This window comes from Pseudomonas sp. SWRI179 (assembly GCF_014268705.1).
Classification (GTDB): Bacteria; Pseudomonadota; Gammaproteobacteria; order Pseudomonadales; family Pseudomonadaceae; genus Aquipseudomonas; species Aquipseudomonas zanjanensis.
The window spans coordinates 54,565-72,943 of record NZ_JABWRA010000007.1 but is presented as its reverse complement, the minus strand read 5'-3'; the positions used below and the strand labels follow the sequence as shown (position 1 = coordinate 72,943).

The window sequence follows — 18,379 nt, the reverse complement described above, 5'->3', positions numbered from 1 at the left end:
GGCAGATCCCGCAGTGGACGCAGATTTGGTGACCATTGAACAACCCTTTGTGGGAGCGGGCTTGCTCGCGAAGACGGCAGCACATCCAACATCAACGCCAACTGACACACCGCTTTCGCGAGCAAGCCCGCTCCCACAGGAGAACTGTGGTGAGCGCAGGATTTGTGAGTATCCGAGTGCTCGCTCCCACAGTGGTCTCTCACCGATCCTTGCTGAACGAATCAACCATGGGCCTGCTTGAACAGCACCGCGATACCAGGATGGTACTGCCCGGCTTCGTTGCGCAATTTGCGATAGGCGTAAGGGAAGTACCAGGCCACGGCGCAGGTATTTTCTTTCTGCAGGTCGTCGATCATGTCCTGCAGTTCTTCGGGCGTGGCGCTTTGCTGGGCTTTTTGCGGCGAGACGAACAGGCAGCCCAGCTTCAGGTCGCTGGCGTAGCTGATGCGCTTGGCATCGCTGGTGGCTTCGAGCAGCGGTTGGGTCAGGTTCAGGTTGTTGACCTTGGGCCAGCGTTGGGTGGCCTGGATGAAGGCGCGTTCTTCCGTGCTGGCGATGAACAGGTCGGCGCTGACGTTACGTTCGCCTTCTTCGTTCTGCTTGCGGGTCGGGGCGTTCTGCAGCGTAACCATTTCGGCCATCCAGGCAGCGGCCGACAGCAACCCAAGGTTGGCCCGTTCATCGAACCAATAGGGCGTGTCGTTATCGCCGCGCACGGCGTTGTAGCGGTCGATACAATCAAACCAGCGTTCCAGCAGCGGGCGCAGGAATTCCAGCTTTGGATTGCTGATGAGCATGCCTTGCATGTTTTTGCCCTCTTGTTCTTGTGATATCGGGTCATGATGCCTATTTGATATCACTTGCCGTAGCGTGGCACAAGATTGACGTCACTTTATTGATCCGGGCCAATGTTCCGCGCGTGAGTGATGGCGGCTTTAATTGACGCTCCACCCCCAACCCTCTAACCTTCGCCGCTTGTTTCAGGTGCTCTGTGACCAAGTTCGACAGAGTGAAACAGGGAAGCCGGTGAGTGCACACGAACCCGGCGCTGCCCCCGCAACGGTAAATGAGTCAACGCTGCGTACAGGCCACTGTGTCGGATGACATGGGAAGGCGCGCAGCCAGGCACCACGCCGCTCATGAGCCCGGAGACCGGCCTGATCCATCCAACGGCATCACGGTGGGCGATGCCAGGCTTGTTGCCGTCTTTTTTTGTGCCCGCCCGCCGTTATCCAATCCCCAGCGGAGGCTTCCCCATGACCGACTCCCTCATCACCGATACGTCTGATCGCGACGAACGCCACCTGGCGCGCATGCTGCGCAAGAAAGCCGTGATCGACGAGCGCATCGCCAACTCGCCGAACGAATGCGGCTTGCTGCTGGTGCTGACCGGTAACGGCAAGGGCAAGAGCAGTTCGGCGTTCGGCATGCTGGCACGGGCCATGGGCCACGGCATGCAGTGCGGCGTGGTGCAGTTCATCAAGGGCCGCAACAGCACCGGTGAAGAGCTGTTCTTCCGTCGCTTCCCGGAGCAGGTGCGCTTTCACGTCATGGGTGAAGGCTTCACCTGGGAAACCCAGGATCGCCAGCGCGACATCGCCGCCGCTGAAGCCGCCTGGGCCGTATCGCGTCAATTACTCAGTGATCCGTCCATTGGCCTGGTGGTGCTCGACGAGTTGAACATTGCCCTAAAGCACGGTTACCTCGACCTCGATCAGGTGCTGAGCGATCTGCAGGCCCGCCCACCGATGCAGCATGTGGTGGTGACCGGTCGCGGCGCCAAGCCCGAGATGATCGAGCTGGCCGACACCGTGACTGAAATGGACATGATCAAGCACGCGTTCCAGGCGGGTATCAAGGCGCAGAAAGGCGTCGAACTGTGAGTGATCCCGCCATGACCAGCCGCCGCTGTCCGGCGGTGCTGATCGCAGCGCCGGCCTCGGGCCAAGGCAAGACCACCGTCACCGCAGCGCTCGCCCGGTTGCATCGCAACCAGGGCCGCAAGGTGCGCGTATTCAAATGCGGCCCGGACTTTCTCGACCCGATGATCCTGGAGCGGGCCAGCGGCGCGCCGGTCTATCAATTGGACATGTGGATGGTCGGCGAGCAGGAAAGTCGCCGGTTGTTGTGGGAAGCCGCTGCTGAAGCGGACCTGATCCTCATCGAGGGGGTGATGGGACTGTTCGACGGCACGCCGTCCAGCGCCGACCTGGCGCGGCATTTTGGCGTGCCGGTGCTGGCGGTGATCGACGGCACGGCCATGGCCCAGACCTTCGGTGCCCTGGCCCTGGGCCTGGCGCGTTATCAACCGGACCTGCCGTTCGCCGGTGTCCTGGCCAACCGGGTCGGCACCTTGCGTCACGCGCAATTGCTCGAAGGCAGCCTGACCGAAGGCCTGCGTTGGTACGGCGCGCTGTCCCGGGAAACCGGCATCGAATTGCCTAGTCGTCATCTCGGGTTGGTCCAGGCCAGCGAGTTGAACGACTTGGACGCGCGCCTCGACGCGGCCGCCGATGCCCTGGCCGGCAGTTGCGAAGTGGCGCTGCCGCCCGCCGTGGCGTTCGCCGCGCCCGAGGTGGTCGCCGTTGAGCCGTGGCTCGATGGGGTGCGCATCGCCGTGGCCCGTGACGAAGCGTTCGCCTTCACCTATGGCGCCAGCCTTGATCTGCTGCGGGCCATGGGCGCGCAGTTGCGCTTCTTTTCGCCGATCCATGACGGCGAACTGCCCGAGGCGGACAGCCTTTATTTGCCCGGCGGTTATCCGGAGCTGCACCACGTTGCGCTGGCCCGGAACACGCCGATGCTGGCGGCGATCCGTGCGCACCATGCCGCCAATAAGCCGTTGCTCGCCGAATGCGGCGGCATGTTGTATCTGCTCGATTCACTGACCGACGTCGACGGCGTGCGCGCGGAACTGCTGGGGTTGCTGGCCGGTGATGCGCAGATGCAAAAGCGCCTGGCAGCCCTGGCGCTGCAATCGGTGGATTTGCCGGAAGGCAACCTGCGTGGGCATACCTATCATCACTCCCTGACCAGCACCGAGCTCAAGCCGATTGCCCGTGGCCATAGCCCGAATGGCGGGCGAGGGGCGGAGGCGGTTTTCCGACAGGGGCGGATGACGGCTTCCTATGTGCATTTATATTTCCCGTCCAATCCGCGGGCGATTGCGGCGTTGTTTGCGCCTGACCTTGAGGCCGCCTTCGCGAGCAGGCTCGCTCCCACAGGGGATTGTGTGATCTCAAGTACAGCGCCTGTCACTGTGGGAGCGAGCCTGCTCGCGAAGAGGCCATGACAAACACCACTTTTTCCCAGGCCGAACGCGACGCCGTCTACCGTGCCATCGCCGAGCGCCGCGACATGCGCCATTTCAGCGGTGGCACGGTGGAGCCGGCCTTGCTGCGCCGCCTGCTGGAAGCCGCGCACCAGGCCCCCAGCGTCGGCCTGATGCAGCCATGGCGATTCATCCGCATCAGCGATCGCGCCTTGCGTGGGCAGATCCGCCAACTGGTGGAAGAAGAACGCATCCGTACCGCCGAGGCCCTCGGCGAGCGCAGCGACGAGTTCATGAAGCTCAAGGTCGAAGGCATCGACGACTGCGCCGAAGTGCTGGTGGCGGCCTTGATGGAGGATCGCGAGCGGCACATTTTCGGTCGCCGGACCTTGCCGGAAATGGACCTGGCCTCGCTGTCCTGCGCGATCCAGAACCTGTGGCTGGCCTCCCGTGCCGAAGGGTTGGGGATGGGCTGGGTGTCGTTGTTCGAGCCCCAGGCCCTGGCCGACTTGCTGGGGTTGCCCGCCGGGGCCAAGCCGCTGGCGATTCTTTGCCTGGGCCCGGTCGAGGGTTTCTATCCGGCGCCGATGCTCGCCCTGGAAGGTTGGGCGCAACCCCGTCCGCTCAATGAACTGCTGTATGAAAACCGTTGGGGAACGAGCCCATGAGTGTGGCCCTGCTCAGTGCCGCCGCGGTGGCGCTGGATGCGCTGCTGGGCGAGCCCCGGCGCTGGCATCCGCTGGTGGCGTTCGGCGGTTTTGCCGAGCGCATCGAACAGCGCTTCAATTCCGGCGGACGTGGTTGGCGCAGCCATGGGGTGACGGCGTGGATCATCGCCGTGGTGCCGTTGACCTTGCTCGCCACGGCCCTTTCGTGGGCGCCGATGGTGGGCTGGTTGGTGGAGATTCTGGCGTTGTACTGTGCCCTCGGCCTGCGCAGCCTCGGTGAACATGTCGAGCCGGTGGCGCGGGCGTTGCGCAGCGGCGATCTGGAGGAGGCGCGCAAGCGTGTGGGTTATCTGGTCAGTCGCGAAACGGCTGAATTGGATGAAACCGCCGTGGCCCGCGCCGCCACCGAATCGGTGCTGGAAAACGGCAGCGACGCGGTGTTCGCCGCGTTGTTCTGGTTCGCCGTGGCCGGCGCGCCCGGGGTGGTGCTGTACCGCCTGAGCAATACCCTCGACGCCATGTGGGGTTATCGCAACGAACGCTTCGAGCGCTTCGGCTGGGCGGCGGCAAAAATCGACGATGTGCTCAACTATATTCCGGCGCGCCTGGTGGCATTGACCTACGCGCTGCTCGGCAAAACCCGCCTGGCGCTCAAGTGCTGGCGCACCCAGGGTCCGACCTGGGACAGCCCCAACGCCGGACCAGTGATGGCCGCCGGTGCCGGAGCGCTGGGTGTCGAGCTGGGCGGGGCGGCGGTTTACCACGGTGAACTGCACCAACGTCCGCCCTTGGGCGAGGGCGTGCCGGCGAGTGCCGATTCCATCGACCGCGGCTGGCAATTGGTCCAGCGCGGGGTATGGTTGTGGTTGCTGATTCTCTGCCTGGGAGCTGAGTTTTATGCTTGAGCACGGTGGCCGTTTGCGCAACGCAGCCCGGCAATACGGCATTGCCGAAGCGGATTGGCTCGACTTGTCCAGCGGTCTGGCGCCTTGGCCGTTCGACGTCCCGGCGATTCCCCTGCGGGCCTGGGCGCGTTTGCCGGAAACCGATGACGGCTTGGAACAGGCCGCCTGCGATTATTACGGTGCGCTGAATGTGCTACCGGTGGCCGGTTCGCAGATGGCCATCCAGCTGTTGCCGCGCCTGCGTCGCAGCGGCAAGGTCGGCGTCTTGTCGCCCTGTTACGCCGAGCACGCCGAAGCCTGGCGCCGCAGCGGCTACATCGTGCGCGAAGTGTTGGAGGCGGAAGTGGACTTCTTTCTCGACAGCCTCGACGTGCTGGTGGTGGTCAATCCGAACAACCCCACGGGCCTGAGCCTGGCGCCCGAGCGCTTGCTGGACTGGCATGCGCGCCTGGCCCAGCGCGGTGGCTGGCTGGTGGTGGATGAGGCCTTCATGGACGTCACGCCGTCGCTGAGCCTGGCGGCGCATACCCAGCTGGTCGGGTTGATCGTGCTGCGTTCGTTCGGCAAGTTCTTTGGCCTGGCCGGGGTGCGCCTGGGGTTTGTCTTGGCCGAGCGGCGCTTGCTCAAGTTGCTCGCCGAACAGGTCGGGCCGTGGGTGGTCAGCGGGCCGACCCGGGTGCTGGGCCAGGCGTGCTTGCTGGACACCGACGCCCATGCGCGCCAGCGCCAACGCTGCGAAGCCACCAGCCAACGCCTGGCGCTGTTGCTCGAACGTCAAGGCTTCAAGCCGCAAGGCGGTTGCGGATTGTTCCAGTGGCTGGTCACCGAACAGGCCCAAGGGCTCCACGATTTCATGGCCCAGCGCGGCATTCTCCTGCGTCTGTTCGTGAATACCAGCAGCCTGCGCTTTGGGCTGCCGGCCGATGACAGCGAATTCCTGCGCCTCGAACAGGCTTTCGACGCCTACGCCAAGGACAACCGATGACCACAGTGATGGTGCAGGGCACCACGTCCGATGCCGGCAAAAGTACCTTGGTCACGGCTTTATGCCGCTGGGTCCGACGCCAGGGTGTAAGCGTGGTGCCGTTCAAGCCGCAGAACATGGCCCTCAACAGCGCCGTCACGGCCGACGGCGGCGAAATTGGTCGCGCCCAGGCAGTGCAGGCCCAGGCCGCCGGCCTTGAACCGCACACCGACATGAACCCGGTGCTGCTCAAGCCCAACAGCGACACTGGCGCCCAGGTCATCATTCATGGCCGCGCCGTCACCACCATGAACGCCGTGGCTTATCACGATTACAAAGCCATCGCGATGCAAGCGGTGCTGGCCTCTCATGCGCGCTTGAGCACGGCCTATCCGGTGGTGATGGTGGAAGGCGCCGGCTCGCCGGCGGAGATCAACCTGCGTGCCGGTGACATTGCCAACATGGGCTTTGCCGAGGCGGTGGATTGCCCGGTGCTGCTGATCGCCGATATCAATCGCGGCGGGGTGTTCGCTCATCTGGTGGGCACGCTGGAGTTGCTTTCCCCCAGCGAGCAGGCACGGGTCAAGGGTTTCATCATCAACCGTTTTCGCGGTGACATCGCCTTGCTGCAACCGGGCCTGGACTGGCTGGAAGCGCGCACCGGCAAACCGGTGATCGGCGTGTTGCCCTATGTGATGGATCTGCACCTGGAAGCCGAGGACGGCCTCGACCAGCGCCAAACCGACAAGGCTGAACAGGTGCTCAAGGTGGTGGTGCCGGTGTTGCCGCGCATCAGCAACCACACCGATTTCGATCCACTGCGCCTGCACCCGCAGGTCGACTTGCAATTCATCGGCCCCGGCCAGCCCATCCCGCCGGCTGACCTGATCATCCTGCCCGGTTCGAAAAGCGTGCGCAGCGACCTGGCTTACCTGCGTACCAACGGTTGGGCGACGGCGATCCATCGTCACCTGCGCTACGGCGGCAAGTTGCTGGGCATCTGCGGTGGTTTGCAGATGCTCGGCCAGCAGGTTCACGACCCGTTGGGGCTGGAAGGCGCGGCCGGTTCCAGTGCCGGGCTGGGCCTGCTGGATTTCGAAACGACGCTGGAACACGAGAAGCAGTTGCGCAATGTGCGCGGGCGGCTGGCCTTGGAAGAGGCTGAGGTCAGCGGCTACGAAATCCACGCGGGCGTGACCAGCGGCCCGGCCTTGGAAAATCCGGCGGTGCATCTGGAGGACGGCCGTTGTGACGGCGCCCAGAGCCTCGACGGACAGGTGTTCGGCACTTACCTGCATGGGTTGTTCGAATCACCGGCGGCCAGTAGCGCGTTGTTGCGCTGGGCCGGGTTGCAGGATGTACAGGCGGTGGATTACCACGGGTTGCGCGAGCGGGACATCGAGCGGTTGGCGGATCTGGTGGAGCGGCATCTGGATACTGGGGTGTTGCGTGAACTCTGTGGGATTTGAGGGGCCTGTACCGACCCCTTCGCGAGCAAGCCCGCTCCCACAGGGGATTTGTGTTCTCAGGAGATTTCTTGTGGGTTCTGTGGAACCAAGGGTAGCTGGGCTGGCCTCTTCGCGAGCAGGCTCGCTCCCACATTGGATCTCTGATGACCACAGCATTCATGTACACCCTCGATCAACTGTGGGAGCGAGCCTGCTCGCGATGAGGCCGGCAGCCACACCGCTAACAAAAGATAGCCAATGTTCCAACATTGGATTTGTGGGCATACACAAGTCCCCTGTGGGAGCGAGCTTGCTCGCGATGGCGCCAGTCGCAACACCGCCAAATAAAAGGTAACAACCCATGCTGCAACTGATCCTCGGCGGCGCCCGCTCCGGCAAGAGTCGCCTGGCTGAAAAACTCGCCACAGACTTCCAATTGCCCGTGACCTACATCGCCACCAGCCAACCCCTGGACGGCGAGATGAACACGCGCATCGCCCAGCACCGCGCCCGGCGGCCGGCCGAATGGGCGCTGGTGGAAGAGCCCTTGGCCCTGGCGCGGGTACTGCAGGAAAACGCCACAAGCGATCGATGCCTACTAGTGGATTGCCTGACCCTCTGGCTCACCAACCTGCTGATGCTCGACGCTCCCGACCGGCTGGTCGCCGAGCGTGAAGCGCTGCTGGACTGCATCAGCGCGCTCCCCGGCGAAGTCATTTTCGTCAGCAACGAAACCGGCCTGGGTGTCGTGCCCCTGGGCGAGCTGACGCGCCGTTACGTCGATGAAGCCGGTTGGCTGCATCAAGCCTTGGCCGAACGTTGTCAGCGCGTCGTGCTGAGCGTCGCCGGCCTGCCCCTGACTCTCAAAGGTACTGCGTTATGAATCATCGCTGGTGGCTGGACCCGTGCAAGCCCGTCGATAGCCAGGCCGTGGAACTGGCCACGACCCGTCAGCAACAACTGACCAAGCCGGCGGGTTCCCTGGGCCGGCTGGAGTCGGTGGCGGTGCAACTGGCCGGCCTGCAAGGGCAGGTCAAGCCGAGCCTCGATCAGCTATGGATCGCGATTTTTGCCGGTGACCATGGTGTGGTCGCTGAAGGCGTATCGGCCTATCCCCAGGAAGTCACCGGGCAGATGCTGCTCAACTTCGTCAGCGGTGGCGCGGCCATCAGCGTCCTGGCGCGGCAACTGGGCGCGTCGCTGGAAGTGGTGGACCTGGGCACCGTCACGCCTTCGCTGGACCTGCCCGGCGTACGGCACCTGAACGTCGGTCCGGGCACGGCGAATTTCGCCCAGGGCCCGGCCATGACGGTAAGCCAGGGCGAGCAAGCCTTGCACGCCGGCCGCGACAGCGTGGCGCGGGCGGTCGCGGCCGGGACGCAGTTGTTCATCGGCGGCGAGATGGGCATCGGCAACACCACCGCCGCCAGCGCCCTGGCCTGCGCCTTGCTCGAATGCCCGGTGGCGCATCTGGTCGGGCCGGGTACCGGGTTGGACGCGGCGGGTGTCAGCCGCAAGGCCCAGGTGATCGAACGGGCCCTGGCGCTGCACGCTGCCCAGGGCCACGACCCGTTGCAGACCCTGTTCAACCTCGGCGGTTTTGAAATCGCCGCGTTGGTCGGCGCGTACCTGGCCTGCGCCCAGCAGGGCGTCGCCGTGCTGGTGGACGGCTTCATCTGCAGCGTCGCGGCCCTGGTGGCGGTGCGGATCAATTCGGCGTGCCGACCATGGTTGCTGTTCGGCCATCGCGGCGCCGAGCCGGGCCATCGCCACGTGCTGGAAACCCTCGGCGCCGAACCGCTACTGGACCTCGGCCTGCGCCTGGGCGAGGGCAGTGGCGCGGCGTTGGCAGTGCCGCTGTTGCGCCTGGCCTGTGACCTTCATGGGCAAATGGCGACGTTTGCCGAAGCGGCCGTGGCGGATCGCCCGGCATGACCCTGCGCCTGGACCTGCTGCGTCACGGCGAAACCGAACTGGGCGGCGGCTTGCGTGGCAGCCTCGACGACGCCCTTACGACGAAGGGTTGGGAGCAGATGCACACAGCCGTCGCCCAAGGCGGGCCCTGGGATCGCCTGGTGAGTTCGCCCTTGCAGCGCTGCGCCCGTTTCGCCGAACAACTCGGCGCCCGGCTCAACCTGCCGGTGCACGTCGATAAAGACCTGCAAGAGCTGCATTTCGGCGCCTGGGAAGGGCGTAGCGCGGCGGCGTTGATGGACACCGATGCCGAGGCGCTGGGCCGGTTCTGGGCCGACCCTTATGCCTTCACGCCGCCTGAAGGCGAGCCGGTGCTGGCATTTTCCAGTCGCGTCCTGACGGCGATCGAACGCCTGCACGTGGCCTACGCTGGCCAACGGGTCTTGCTGGTCAGCCACGGCGGCGTGATGCGCCTGCTGCTGGCCCAGGCCCGAGGCCTGCCTCGGGAGCAGTTGCTCAACGTCGAAGTGGCCCATGGCGCGCTGTTTTCCCTGACCGTGGCGGCAGGTTCAGTGCTCGAAGAGGTGCTTTGAACATGTTGCCGTTCTGGATCGCCCTGCAATTTCTCAGCAGCCTGCCGGTACGCCTGCCCGGCATGCCCGAGCCTGAACAGCTGGGCCGTTCGCTGCTGTTCTATCCGGTGGTGGGGCTGGTGTTCGGCGCCGTGTTGTGGCTGCTCGATGCACTGCTGCTGGGTGCGCCGCCGTTGCTGCACGCCGCACTCTTGCTGACCGCGTGGGTGCTGCTCAGCGGCGGCCTGCACCTCGATGGCCTAGCAGACAGTGCCGACGCCTGGCTCGGCGGTTTTGGCGACCGCGAGCGCACGCTGCTGATCATGAAAGATCCGCGCAGTGGGCCGATCGCTGTGATCACCCTGGTGTTGGTGCTGCTGCTCAAGTTCACCGCGCTGCTGGCGTTGAGCGAGCAAGGGCAGGGCATGATGTTGATCATCGTGCCGGTGTTGGGGCGTTCGGCGTTGCTGGGCTTGTTCCTCACCACGCCGTACGTGCGGGCCGGCGGGTTGGGTCAGGCGCTGGCCGATCATCTGCCCCGGCGTGCCGGTTGGTGGGTGTTATTGGTGTGCGCGTTGGGCTGCGTGCTGCTTGCGGGGTGGGCGGGTGTCTGTGGGCTGGTTGTTGCCTTCGCGGTGTTTGTCGGCGTGCGGCGGATGATGCTGCGCAGGCTCGGAGGCTGCACGGGGGATACGGCTGGGGCGTTGTTGGAGTTGCTTGAAGTGGCAGTGTTGGTGGCTGTGGTGTTGGGCTGAGTTTGCCCTGGCTACCTGTCAACTCTGACAGTATCGCGTCATTGAAAACGCGTGCTTAATTCGCTCAAGGCCTCAGCTGCCGCGCAGAGCGATGGGAAGCGTTGTGTCGTGCCCGGTGTTATCGATCTGCCAGAAAAATTGGATGGCCGTTGACGTTTCAACGGCTGAACGTTGTCAATGGGAGAGCGATAGCATGGCAAATGCGGATAACAGACTGGCGCGACGTGAGGCGCACAGCGCTTATCTCAGGATGCGCACCGAGCACCGGTCGGGGTTGGGCGATCAGTCGATAATCATCGATCATCCTATAGTCGACATTGCGACCGGTCTGATCAACGGCCCCAGTCTGAAGAACGGAATGAAGGTGAAAATTCCCAAGTGGGCTAACTTGCCGCCTCCCCAGGCCCCGGAAAAAATCGAAGTTCTGCTTGATCGGGGCACCGGTCGTTTTGAAGTCGTGGCTGATCATGAATTTGTAATCCCGGCAGGTGCTACCGACTTTACGGAAACCTTTCCTTACGAGATGCTCATCCAGCCGAGTGATCTTCCGCAACTTGCTGCGTGTCGTCTTAAGTATCGCCACCACTCTTATCAGGATGAAGAAGACGATTCACCAATATCCCCGATCGTTATCGATCAACAACCACCTTATAGACACGACCCGCCAGAGGCGTTGAAGTTTTCGGACGTGTACCTCGACGACACAAACCTGGCGCCTGGCAGCAAATTGACTGCCACAATTCCTGGTTACGCTGATTGGCAAGCGACGGATAAAATCGCCGTTTACCTGGTGGATGCCGCCGACATTCCCGAGGACCTGAGTGGACTCTCCCCGATTTTCTTCAACGATGTTCCCTCCCCGGGCATCTCAGACACCCCGATCGAAATCGACGGCGATCTTATTCGTGCGTTTGGCGATGCCGAATGCGTGTTCATCTACGTCCTGATCGACAAGGCGACCAATCCCAGCGCTCTGTCGCTTTGGCAGAAAATAAGCCTCACCTTCGGGCCGCTACCGACCAATCTAAAAGATCCGGAAGTCCCCCAGGCAGATCCGGGCCCCTTGGTGGTTGAGCATGCTTTGTCGGGGGTGAGCGTGTGGATTCCCATGTATGACGATCCCAAGAGCTACGACGACATTCGGTTGAAGTGGGGAAATACAACCTTGGCCGACCAACCCGTTGGCCCCAATCCACCTCCCAGGATCGAGATACTGGTGGAACCGAAACTCCTCATGCTCGAGGAATACGGCGAAAACACCACCGGCAACAAGACGACCAACGTCAGTTATCACGTCGTGCGTAAAGGTCGGCTATTCGGACCTGAAGACATCGATATCGAGGTCAACTTCGAGGTGCCGATCCCCTGGGTCCCCTGGCCGTCTCCCGATTGGCCGGATCCGGTGCATCCAAGCTTGACCGTAGGTGAAGTCAAGAATTGGGATAATAGCCAGACCAACCAGTTGACGCGGGCCGACAAGGACAAGGACGCGAAATTCACCTTTACCTGGTACGACGCGGCTGTTAACGGTCATGTCATCGATTTTTTCTGGAATGGCGCGCGTGTCGTTGAGGCCCAGATCATCTTTGATGATACAGATCCTGATCACGTACCTGGCCAGGATCAAACCGTCGACATTCCTTGGAACTACATCAAGGACGGTGGCAATGGCCGGACCGTGCCGGTGCACTATCAATTGAGCGCGCCAGGCATTGAGAATGATCTCGAATCCACGCCAACCTTGGTCGATGTCAATGCCATTGCGGTTGAGCTGCCACCTGCGAGTTTTCCCACCATCCCTAACCCGACCGGTTATCCAGGCTGCTCGGTGCTTGATGCCGATGGCGCGCTCCAGGTCGCCATCCCTGACCTAACCGGAGTGCTTGAGGATGGTGATGAAATTGAATTGGTGTTCACCCCCATGAGAGGGGAGGATCTCAGCGCAGCTGAAGATCCCATCACCGCCGCGATATTCAGGGACACCTATAAGTTGGGCGATGCCGGTACACCTCTCACCGGCTTCACCATCCGGGTGGAACCTTACACGACCCATATCCTGCCGCTTTATGACGAGAACGCCGCATCGAATCGCAGGGGCCGGGCGAAGATCCAGTATTTCCACGATGACGGCTCGGAGACGCTTGAATCGACGCCGTTGACAACCCGCACAGCCTTCCACCGACCGAATGATCCGTGCGAGATCCCAAGGCCTTAACCTCGAAGCTGGCACCCGGGCCCCTGTTGCCCGGGCGCGCCTGCCGTGCGGACCTGTAGGAAAGGCGCCTAGATTGATATTTCATACGGAAGCAACAAGAAAAGTCTCACAAACACAAGGATAAATCCTACATATATCCAGGAAGCGAGTGCTTAGGATTGCCGCCTTTTGATCGTTCGGCCCCGGGCAGTAAGACGCCAGGCACGACGGTTGCCAGACCGCTTGTTCATCCAGGAGTTATCCATGCCCGTTAGCCACTCATTCTCCATCACACCGCTTGCGCGTTTTCTCAAACTCGTGACCCTCGCGCCATTGTTGTTGCTCAGCCCCACCGGTCTGGCGCAGACACTCATCGACAATGGTGCGTCCAAGACCATCGACGCCACCACCACGCCCGATGATTACCTGGTGGAGAACGAAAGCAAGCTGACGGCCAATGGCGCCACGACGCACCAGATCCGGGCGACCACAGGGTCGAATATCACACTCAACGGGACTCAGGTCACCGCTCAGGACACGACCAACGGGGTCGATCTGTCTGCCAGTGAAACGACCATCGCCAATAAAAGCAAAATAGTCAGCAGCCGTATCGGGCTGCGCCTGGCGCAAACGGCCAGCGGTGGATCTACCGCGGTGGTCAGCGACAGTGAGATCATCGGTGGACAAGTGGGGGCAACCCTCAGTGCCCTCAGCCAATTGACACTCGAAGCAGGCTCCACCGTAACTGGCAGCAACGCCGATGGCATTGGCGTGCGTAGTTTCGGCGGCAAGATCTCCGCCACCGACAGCACCATCATCGGTGGGCTCAACGGTGTGTACCTGTTCGCCGACCTCAACCTGTCCGCCGACAACGCGTTGATCCTGGACAATTCCCGTGTCGAAGGGCTGGCCGGCTCGGCGATCATCGTCGACGGCCAGACCCAGACCAACACCGAACGGGTGAATATCCAGGTCAACAACGGCTCTACCCTGGTGGGCGGTAACGGTACGCTGCTGGAAGTCGTCAATGGCTCTTCGGCGAAATTCAGCGCCGATAACAGTCAACTGGTCGGCGACATCATCGTGGAAGATGGCAGCAGCGCCAACGTGGTGTTGGACAACTTCGCGATACTCACCGGTCACCTGGTAAACGTCGAGAGCTTGGCGGTCAACAACGAAGCCCGCTGGATCATGGTCGGCGACGGCGAGGTTGAGAAACTCTCTATGAACGGCGGTGGCATCCAGTTCGGTAACCCGGGTGAGTTCTTCAAACTGACCGTGGGCGAGCTGTCGGGCAACGGTACGTTCTACATGCACACCAACTTCACCACGGGCCAGGTCGATACGTTGACGGTGACCGGCACGGCCACCGGCAATCATGTGGTGGCGCTCGACAGCAGTGGCACCGAACCTGGGGCGGCGAGCGCGATTCCTGTGGTCCACATCGGGGGCGGTGATGCCCAGTTCTCCCTGCTGGGTGGGGAAGTGGACTTGGGCGCTTATTCCTACAACCTGATCAAGCAAGGCGACAACGACTGGTACCTGAACACCGCTTCGAAAGTGATAAGCCCCGGTACCCGATCAGTGATGGCGCTGTTCAATGCCGCACCCACGGTCTGGTACGGCGAACTCAGCACTTTGCGCAGTCGCATGGGCGAAGTGCGCCGTGACCCAGGCAAGACCGGTGGCTGGATGCGTGCCTACGGTAACAAATTCAATGTCAGCGCCAATTCTGGCGTGGCTTATAAGCAAACCCAGCAGGGCTTGTCGTTGGGTGCCGATGCGCCGTTGCCGGTCGGTGACGGGCAGTGGCTGGTGGGGGTGATGGGTGGCTACAGCAAGTCCGACCTGGATTTGAGTCGCGGTACCACCGGTGAAGTCGACAGTTTCTACCTTGGTGCCTACACCACGTGGCTGGACGAGGAAAGCGGCTATTACTTCGATGGTGTGCTCAAGTTCAACCGCTTCCAGAACGAATCCGACGTCCGCCTGAGCGATGGCAAAAAGGCCAAGGGCAGCTACGACAGCCACGGCGTCGGTGGCTCCCTGGAGTTCGGTCGTCATATCAAGTTGGAAGACGACTACTTCGTCGAACCTTATACACAGCTGTCGGGCGTGATCATCGAGGGCAAGGACTATCGCCTGGATAATGGCTTGTCCGCCGAAGGCGACCGCACGCACTCGTTACTGGGCAAGGTCGGTGCGACGGTCGGGCGCAACTTCGACCTGGGCGAAGGCAACGTGCTGCAGCCGTACCTGCGTGCCGCGTATGTGCACGAGTTCGCCAATAACAACGACGTGCAGGTCAACGATAACAAGTTCAGCAATGACCTCTCCGGTTCGCGCGGTGAGCTGGGCGCGGGTGTGGCGATGACGTTGACTGACAAAGTGTCGGTCCACGCCGATTTCGATTACAGCAACGGCAATAAGATCGAGCAGCCGTGGGGGGCCAACGTGGGCGTGCGCTATCTCTGGTAATTCCATGGGTTGACGCTGCGCGGCACGTTCAATGTTCTTTACACGATGCGGGGATAACGGCTGCGGCCATTGTCCTCGTGCTTCTTTGAGGAGTCTTGTTCATGAGCGAGTCAGCAGATGCACCGTCTTCCGATAGTCCCAAAGAGTTACCTGCGCCCCGCGTGGAGGAACTGCTTTCAAATGTCCCGGGTGGTCAAAACAATCTGCTCCCCGAAGCCGCCACGCACAGCGATCTGACGGTTTGGTTCGAGCTGTGGGATCATTCTGATCCGACGTTGAGTGAAGAGAAGGTTGAGCTGTTCCTTGACGGTAAGAGGGTGGATTGCCGAACTTGGAATGAGTGTATAGAACCGTCAGACCGATATGTGACGTTGCCTCAAGAAGAGCTGCGTGGTAATGACGGGCCTCATCGATTGCGCTACAAGGCGACGGCTTATAACAATGAGGCTGATGACTCTGCTGAGTTGGAGATTACCCTCGATACGACGCCGCCTGACCTTGCTCATAACAACCAGTTGTTAATTGACCAGGACATCATCCAAAACGGCCTCTCCGAACAATACCTCAACGAGCATAACGGAATCATTACCGTCACTGTCCCCACTTACCGGGAGCCCGCCCCTGGCGACACGATCACCGCTCGATGGCGCAATGAACATAACGGCCAGTTGGAAGAGGTCACCAAGGACCTCGACCTGAATAATTACGAAGACCCCATACGGCTGGATTTCACCGAAGCGTTGATACGCAGGATGGGCGATGGTACACGGTCGATTTCCTATCATGTGGCTGACAGGGCGGGCAACGAATCAGTCGAGTCCACCGCGGTATCGTTTCTGGTATCGGTGGTGCGCGCGCCACATTATGTGCCTCATCCGTGGATCACCGAAGCCGAAGGCAGCCCCGCGGAATATGCCGACCTGACCCCTTCAAACGTAGTAGCCGGTGCCACGGCGAAAATCCCTGTCGATGCCGTTTATTACGATGATGATGTCGTCCATATGCAGTTCGGTGAGCCAGATGAGTTTGGCGCTATTCCTGTTCCCGTGCCCTGGGGCACCAAAGAAGTGCGCATACCTCCTGGCAATATCGCGGCGATGTTCGGAAAGCGTGTACCGGTTTATTACGACGTTGTCCTGGCCGACACGTCGAACAAGAAGTCCGGAATACTGACGGTCGCGATTGGCACATTCCCCTCGGACCGATTCCATGTGCCTCAGCTTGAATTGCCTTTTACCGACCCGGTTTCCAAAGGAAGGATTACTGATACGGGGGTGCCCGTCTTTCAGCGGGCATGGGCCTTTATCAGCGAGGCGTGTCTGGTGACCATCACGGTATCGGGCAAGATTTCCCTGGATGAAACGGATAGCAGGATTGTATTGAATCGGCACCGGGTACTACTGGCAGAGGTTACGGCCGGGATACGTGTCAGTTTGCCTAAGGACTTCATGGTATCTCTGGTGAGTAATCGAACATTCACGGTTGAGACGAAAGTCAGCTTCAATGATGGTAAGGACTGGACACCTTTCGATCATTTGACGCCGGGGCTGATTGATTGAATCCGGGCGGTCATTGTGGAGGGGCTGGAGTCGTCAGTATGAACACCATGGTTCTGAGGATCACAGCAGCCTCGTCGGCGACCTAACCCCCGTGGAGCGTACCGCTATCGCGAGCAAGCCCCCACACTTGAACCAGGGGATGCAAATGCCGCGTTCGCCATAAATCCCTGTGGGAGCTTGCTCGCGATAGCGGTGTATCAGCCACTACAGATGCTGAATGGGCCGACGCTTTCGCGAGCAAGCCCGCTCCCACAAGGTTTGGTGGCGTACTCGGATGCTGTGTACGACTCAGGTCCACTGTGGGAGCGGGCTTGCTCGCGAAAGCGGTGTGTCAGGCACCACAGATGTTAGATGTGCCGACGTCTTCGCGAGCAGGCTCGCTCCCACAAGGTTCGGTGGCGTACTCAGATGCTGTGTACGACTCAGGTCCACTGTGTGCGAGCTGGCTCGCGATGACGGCGGCACAGCCAATACCATCGGCACAGGCAGATCGCAATCGCGAGCAAGCTCGGCTCCCACGGTTTTTGCCGAGGTATTACTGAAAGGTAATCGTGAAGCTCAATGCTCCCCGAGCGGTGCCGGGGGTTATCTGGCCCACGTTGCCGATCTGGTAGAAGCTGGCATTGAAGTCCAGGGTTTTGTTCCTGCCGTCTTCAATAGGTCCGAAGGAAACATCCGTACCCAGGGGGACGGGGGTGATGCCATCTCCGCGTAAAACTTGCATCCCTACACCCCCGGCGGTCGATCCGTTACCCAGTGTGAACACTCCGCGACTGCCATCGCCCTCGGGCAATGAGCCATCGGCGCCGTCCAGGCGGATGTGGGCATTGGCCTGGTTGGCGTTGGTCGGGTCGGCCTCGCAACTGGACAGGGTGATGGTGAATCGGGTCGGCGTAGTGGTGAAGCCCGGATGGGTAAAGTCCGAGACTTGCCAGTCCCCCAGCGGCACCGGATCGACGCTGACCGGGTTGGCACCCACGGCACATTGGGCTTGCATCACCGTCGCGCTCAAACTGTAGCCAAAGCCCTTGCCGATGTTGGAAAAATTGCCGTCGAACATATGCCGGTTCACCACCTGAGGGCCGGGGGCGATGGACCCCGTTTTGATCAGGGTGACCTTGCTCCTGAGCCTGGAAAGATTGAACGGTACGATCAGGTTTTGCGCCAATCGTGCATCGAACGGCACGACCGGGCTGCCAATCGGGACGAACGCATTGCCGGCTTGACCATCGAAACCTGATTCCAGCGTAATGCGGGCACCGACGCCCGGTACGTTGGTGGAGAAGATCTTGTCGCTGCTGCCCGAACCTCCCATGACGCCTTGGATGTGGCGTTGCAGGGGCGCCACGCTCACGGCATTGAAATCCAAGACCACGCTGCCGTCGTTATTGCAGGTGATCCCGGGCCCGGGACTGTTGCTGAACACGAACTTGTCGATCACCCCAATCACGCTGCCGACACTTGCATCACGGGGTACGTAGACGGTCCCCAGGTCGGCTTGATAATTGATCGGCCCCGGCGCGGCATCCCACCGACAGGTGTTGGCCAGGGCGGAGTGGGCAAATTGGCAGCCGGCCAACACGCCGATGAGGCTGAACACGTGTCGCGACGGTAATTTCATCAATACGTTTCCTGCGATGAAAGCGGTGTC

15 protein-coding genes and 1 riboswitch are annotated in these 18,379 nt (G+C 61.6%); of the genes, 13 read left to right on the top strand and 2 right to left on the bottom strand.

Annotation, left to right across the window (positions count from 1 at the left end; all coding sequences use genetic code 11):
• Positions 1 to 221 precede the first annotated feature (221 nt).
• Complete coding sequence (locus tag HU767_RS05880; protein WP_186707009.1) at positions 222 to 806, bottom strand: hypothetical protein; 585 nt, start codon at positions 804 to 806, stop codon at positions 222 to 224.
• Positions 807 to 965: 159 nt separating this feature from the next.
• A riboswitch (cobalamin riboswitch) is annotated at positions 966 to 1,176 on the top strand.
• A gap of 95 nt (positions 1,177 to 1,271) precedes the next feature.
• On the opposite strand from HU767_RS05880, the gene cobO reads away from it, so the two are divergent.
• The 13 genes from cobO (at position 1,272) to HU767_RS05815 (ending at position 16,728) form a co-directional block, all read left to right on the top strand.
• Positions 1,272 to 1,883, top strand: a complete 612-nt coding sequence (cobO, locus tag HU767_RS05875; protein WP_186728858.1) for a cob(I)yrinic acid a,c-diamide adenosyltransferase — start codon at positions 1,272 to 1,274, stop codon at positions 1,881 to 1,883.
• 11 nt (positions 1,884 to 1,894) lie between these two features.
• Entirely contained in the window at positions 1,895 to 3,292 is a 1,398-nt protein-coding gene (locus HU767_RS05870; protein WP_186728778.1) for a cobyrinate a,c-diamide synthase, read from the top strand.
• Complete coding sequence (bluB, locus tag HU767_RS05865) at positions 3,289 to 3,939, top strand: 5,6-dimethylbenzimidazole synthase (RefSeq protein WP_186707007.1); 651 nt, start codon at positions 3,289 to 3,291, stop codon at positions 3,937 to 3,939. The genes HU767_RS05870 and bluB overlap by 4 nt, the downstream gene beginning before the upstream one ends.
• Entirely contained in the window at positions 3,936 to 4,844 is a 909-nt protein-coding gene (cbiB, locus tag HU767_RS05860; RefSeq protein WP_186707006.1) for an adenosylcobinamide-phosphate synthase CbiB, read from the top strand. Before bluB ends, cbiB begins: the two co-directional genes overlap by 4 nt.
• Positions 4,837 to 5,829, top strand: a complete 993-nt coding sequence (gene cobD, locus HU767_RS05855; RefSeq protein WP_186728776.1) for a threonine-phosphate decarboxylase CobD — start codon at positions 4,837 to 4,839, stop codon at positions 5,827 to 5,829. Before cbiB ends, cobD begins: the two co-directional genes overlap by 8 nt.
• A complete protein-coding gene (locus HU767_RS05850; protein WP_186728774.1) occupies positions 5,826 to 7,277 on the top strand; it encodes a cobyric acid synthase in 1,452 nt (483 codons plus the stop codon). The genes cobD and HU767_RS05850 overlap by 4 nt, the downstream gene beginning before the upstream one ends.
• A gap of 340 nt (positions 7,278 to 7,617) precedes the next feature.
• Entirely contained in the window at positions 7,618 to 8,139 is a 522-nt protein-coding gene (gene cobU / locus HU767_RS05845; RefSeq protein ID WP_186728772.1) for a bifunctional adenosylcobinamide kinase/adenosylcobinamide-phosphate guanylyltransferase, read from the top strand.
• Complete coding sequence (gene cobT / locus HU767_RS05840; protein ID WP_186728770.1) at positions 8,136 to 9,191, top strand: nicotinate-nucleotide--dimethylbenzimidazole phosphoribosyltransferase; 1,056 nt, start codon at positions 8,136 to 8,138, stop codon at positions 9,189 to 9,191. The genes cobU and cobT overlap by 4 nt, the downstream gene beginning before the upstream one ends.
• Positions 9,188 to 9,763, top strand: coding sequence for an alpha-ribazole phosphatase family protein (cobC, locus tag HU767_RS05835; RefSeq protein ID WP_186728768.1), 576 nt, complete (start codon positions 9,188 to 9,190; stop codon positions 9,761 to 9,763). Before cobT ends, cobC begins: the two co-directional genes overlap by 4 nt.
• Before the next feature lie 2 nt (positions 9,764 to 9,765).
• Complete coding sequence (locus tag HU767_RS05830) at positions 9,766 to 10,497, top strand: adenosylcobinamide-GDP ribazoletransferase (protein WP_186728766.1); 732 nt, start codon at positions 9,766 to 9,768, stop codon at positions 10,495 to 10,497.
• A gap of 142 nt (positions 10,498 to 10,639) precedes the next feature.
• On the top strand, positions 10,640 to 12,712 hold the full coding sequence (locus HU767_RS05825; RefSeq protein WP_186728764.1) for a hypothetical protein: 2,073 nt from the start codon (positions 10,640 to 10,642) through the stop codon (positions 12,710 to 12,712).
• A gap of 243 nt (positions 12,713 to 12,955) precedes the next feature.
• Positions 12,956 to 15,169, top strand: a complete 2,214-nt coding sequence (locus tag HU767_RS05820; protein ID WP_186706998.1) for an autotransporter outer membrane beta-barrel domain-containing protein — start codon at positions 12,956 to 12,958, stop codon at positions 15,167 to 15,169.
• Positions 15,170 to 15,270: 101 nt separating this feature from the next.
• Positions 15,271 to 16,728 carry a hypothetical protein gene (locus tag HU767_RS05815; RefSeq protein ID WP_186728762.1) on the top strand — a complete coding sequence of 486 codons (1,458 nt, stop codon included), beginning with the start codon at positions 15,271 to 15,273 and terminating at the stop codon, positions 16,726 to 16,728.
• 535 nt (positions 16,729 to 17,263) lie between these two features.
• Here the strand turns inward: HU767_RS05815 and HU767_RS05810 are convergent.
• A complete protein-coding gene (locus HU767_RS05810) occupies positions 17,264 to 18,349 on the bottom strand; it encodes a fimbrial protein (RefSeq protein ID WP_186706996.1) in 1,086 nt (361 codons plus the stop codon).
• Between the last annotated feature and the right edge of the window lie 30 nt (positions 18,350 to 18,379).

Bases quoted from the DNA above. Each gene is read 5' to 3' on its own strand.
- cobU (WP_186728772.1), top strand. From the start codon at position 7,618: ATGCTGCAACTGATCCTCGGCGGCGCCCGCTCCGGCAAGAGTCGCCTG.
- cobD (WP_186728776.1), top strand. From the start codon at position 4,837: ATGCTTGAGCACGGTGGCCGTTTGCGCAACGCAGCCCGGCAATACGGC.
- cbiB (WP_186707006.1), top strand. From the start codon at position 3,936: ATGAGTGTGGCCCTGCTCAGTGCCGCCGCGGTGGCGCTGGATGCGCTG.
- HU767_RS05870 (WP_186728778.1), top strand. From the start codon at position 1,895: ATGACCAGCCGCCGCTGTCCGGCGGTGCTGATCGCAGCGCCGGCCTCG.
- cobT (WP_186728770.1), top strand. From the start codon at position 8,136: ATGAATCATCGCTGGTGGCTGGACCCGTGCAAGCCCGTCGATAGCCAG.
- HU767_RS05810 (WP_186706996.1), bottom strand. From the start codon at position 18,349: ATGAAATTACCGTCGCGACACGTGTTCAGCCTCATCGGCGTGTTGGCC.
- HU767_RS05815 (WP_186728762.1), top strand. From the start codon at position 15,271: ATGAGCGAGTCAGCAGATGCACCGTCTTCCGATAGTCCCAAAGAGTTA.
- HU767_RS05880 (WP_186707009.1), bottom strand. From the start codon at position 806: ATGCAAGGCATGCTCATCAGCAATCCAAAGCTGGAATTCCTGCGCCCG.
- HU767_RS05820 (WP_186706998.1), top strand. From the start codon at position 12,956: ATGCCCGTTAGCCACTCATTCTCCATCACACCGCTTGCGCGTTTTCTC.
- HU767_RS05850 (WP_186728774.1), top strand. From the start codon at position 5,826: ATGACCACAGTGATGGTGCAGGGCACCACGTCCGATGCCGGCAAAAGT.
- bluB (WP_186707007.1), top strand. From the start codon at position 3,289: ATGACAAACACCACTTTTTCCCAGGCCGAACGCGACGCCGTCTACCGT.
- cobC (WP_186728768.1), top strand. From the start codon at position 9,188: ATGACCCTGCGCCTGGACCTGCTGCGTCACGGCGAAACCGAACTGGGC.
- HU767_RS05825 (WP_186728764.1), top strand. From the start codon at position 10,640: ATGGCCGTTGACGTTTCAACGGCTGAACGTTGTCAATGGGAGAGCGAT.
- HU767_RS05830 (WP_186728766.1), top strand. From the start codon at position 9,766: ATGTTGCCGTTCTGGATCGCCCTGCAATTTCTCAGCAGCCTGCCGGTA.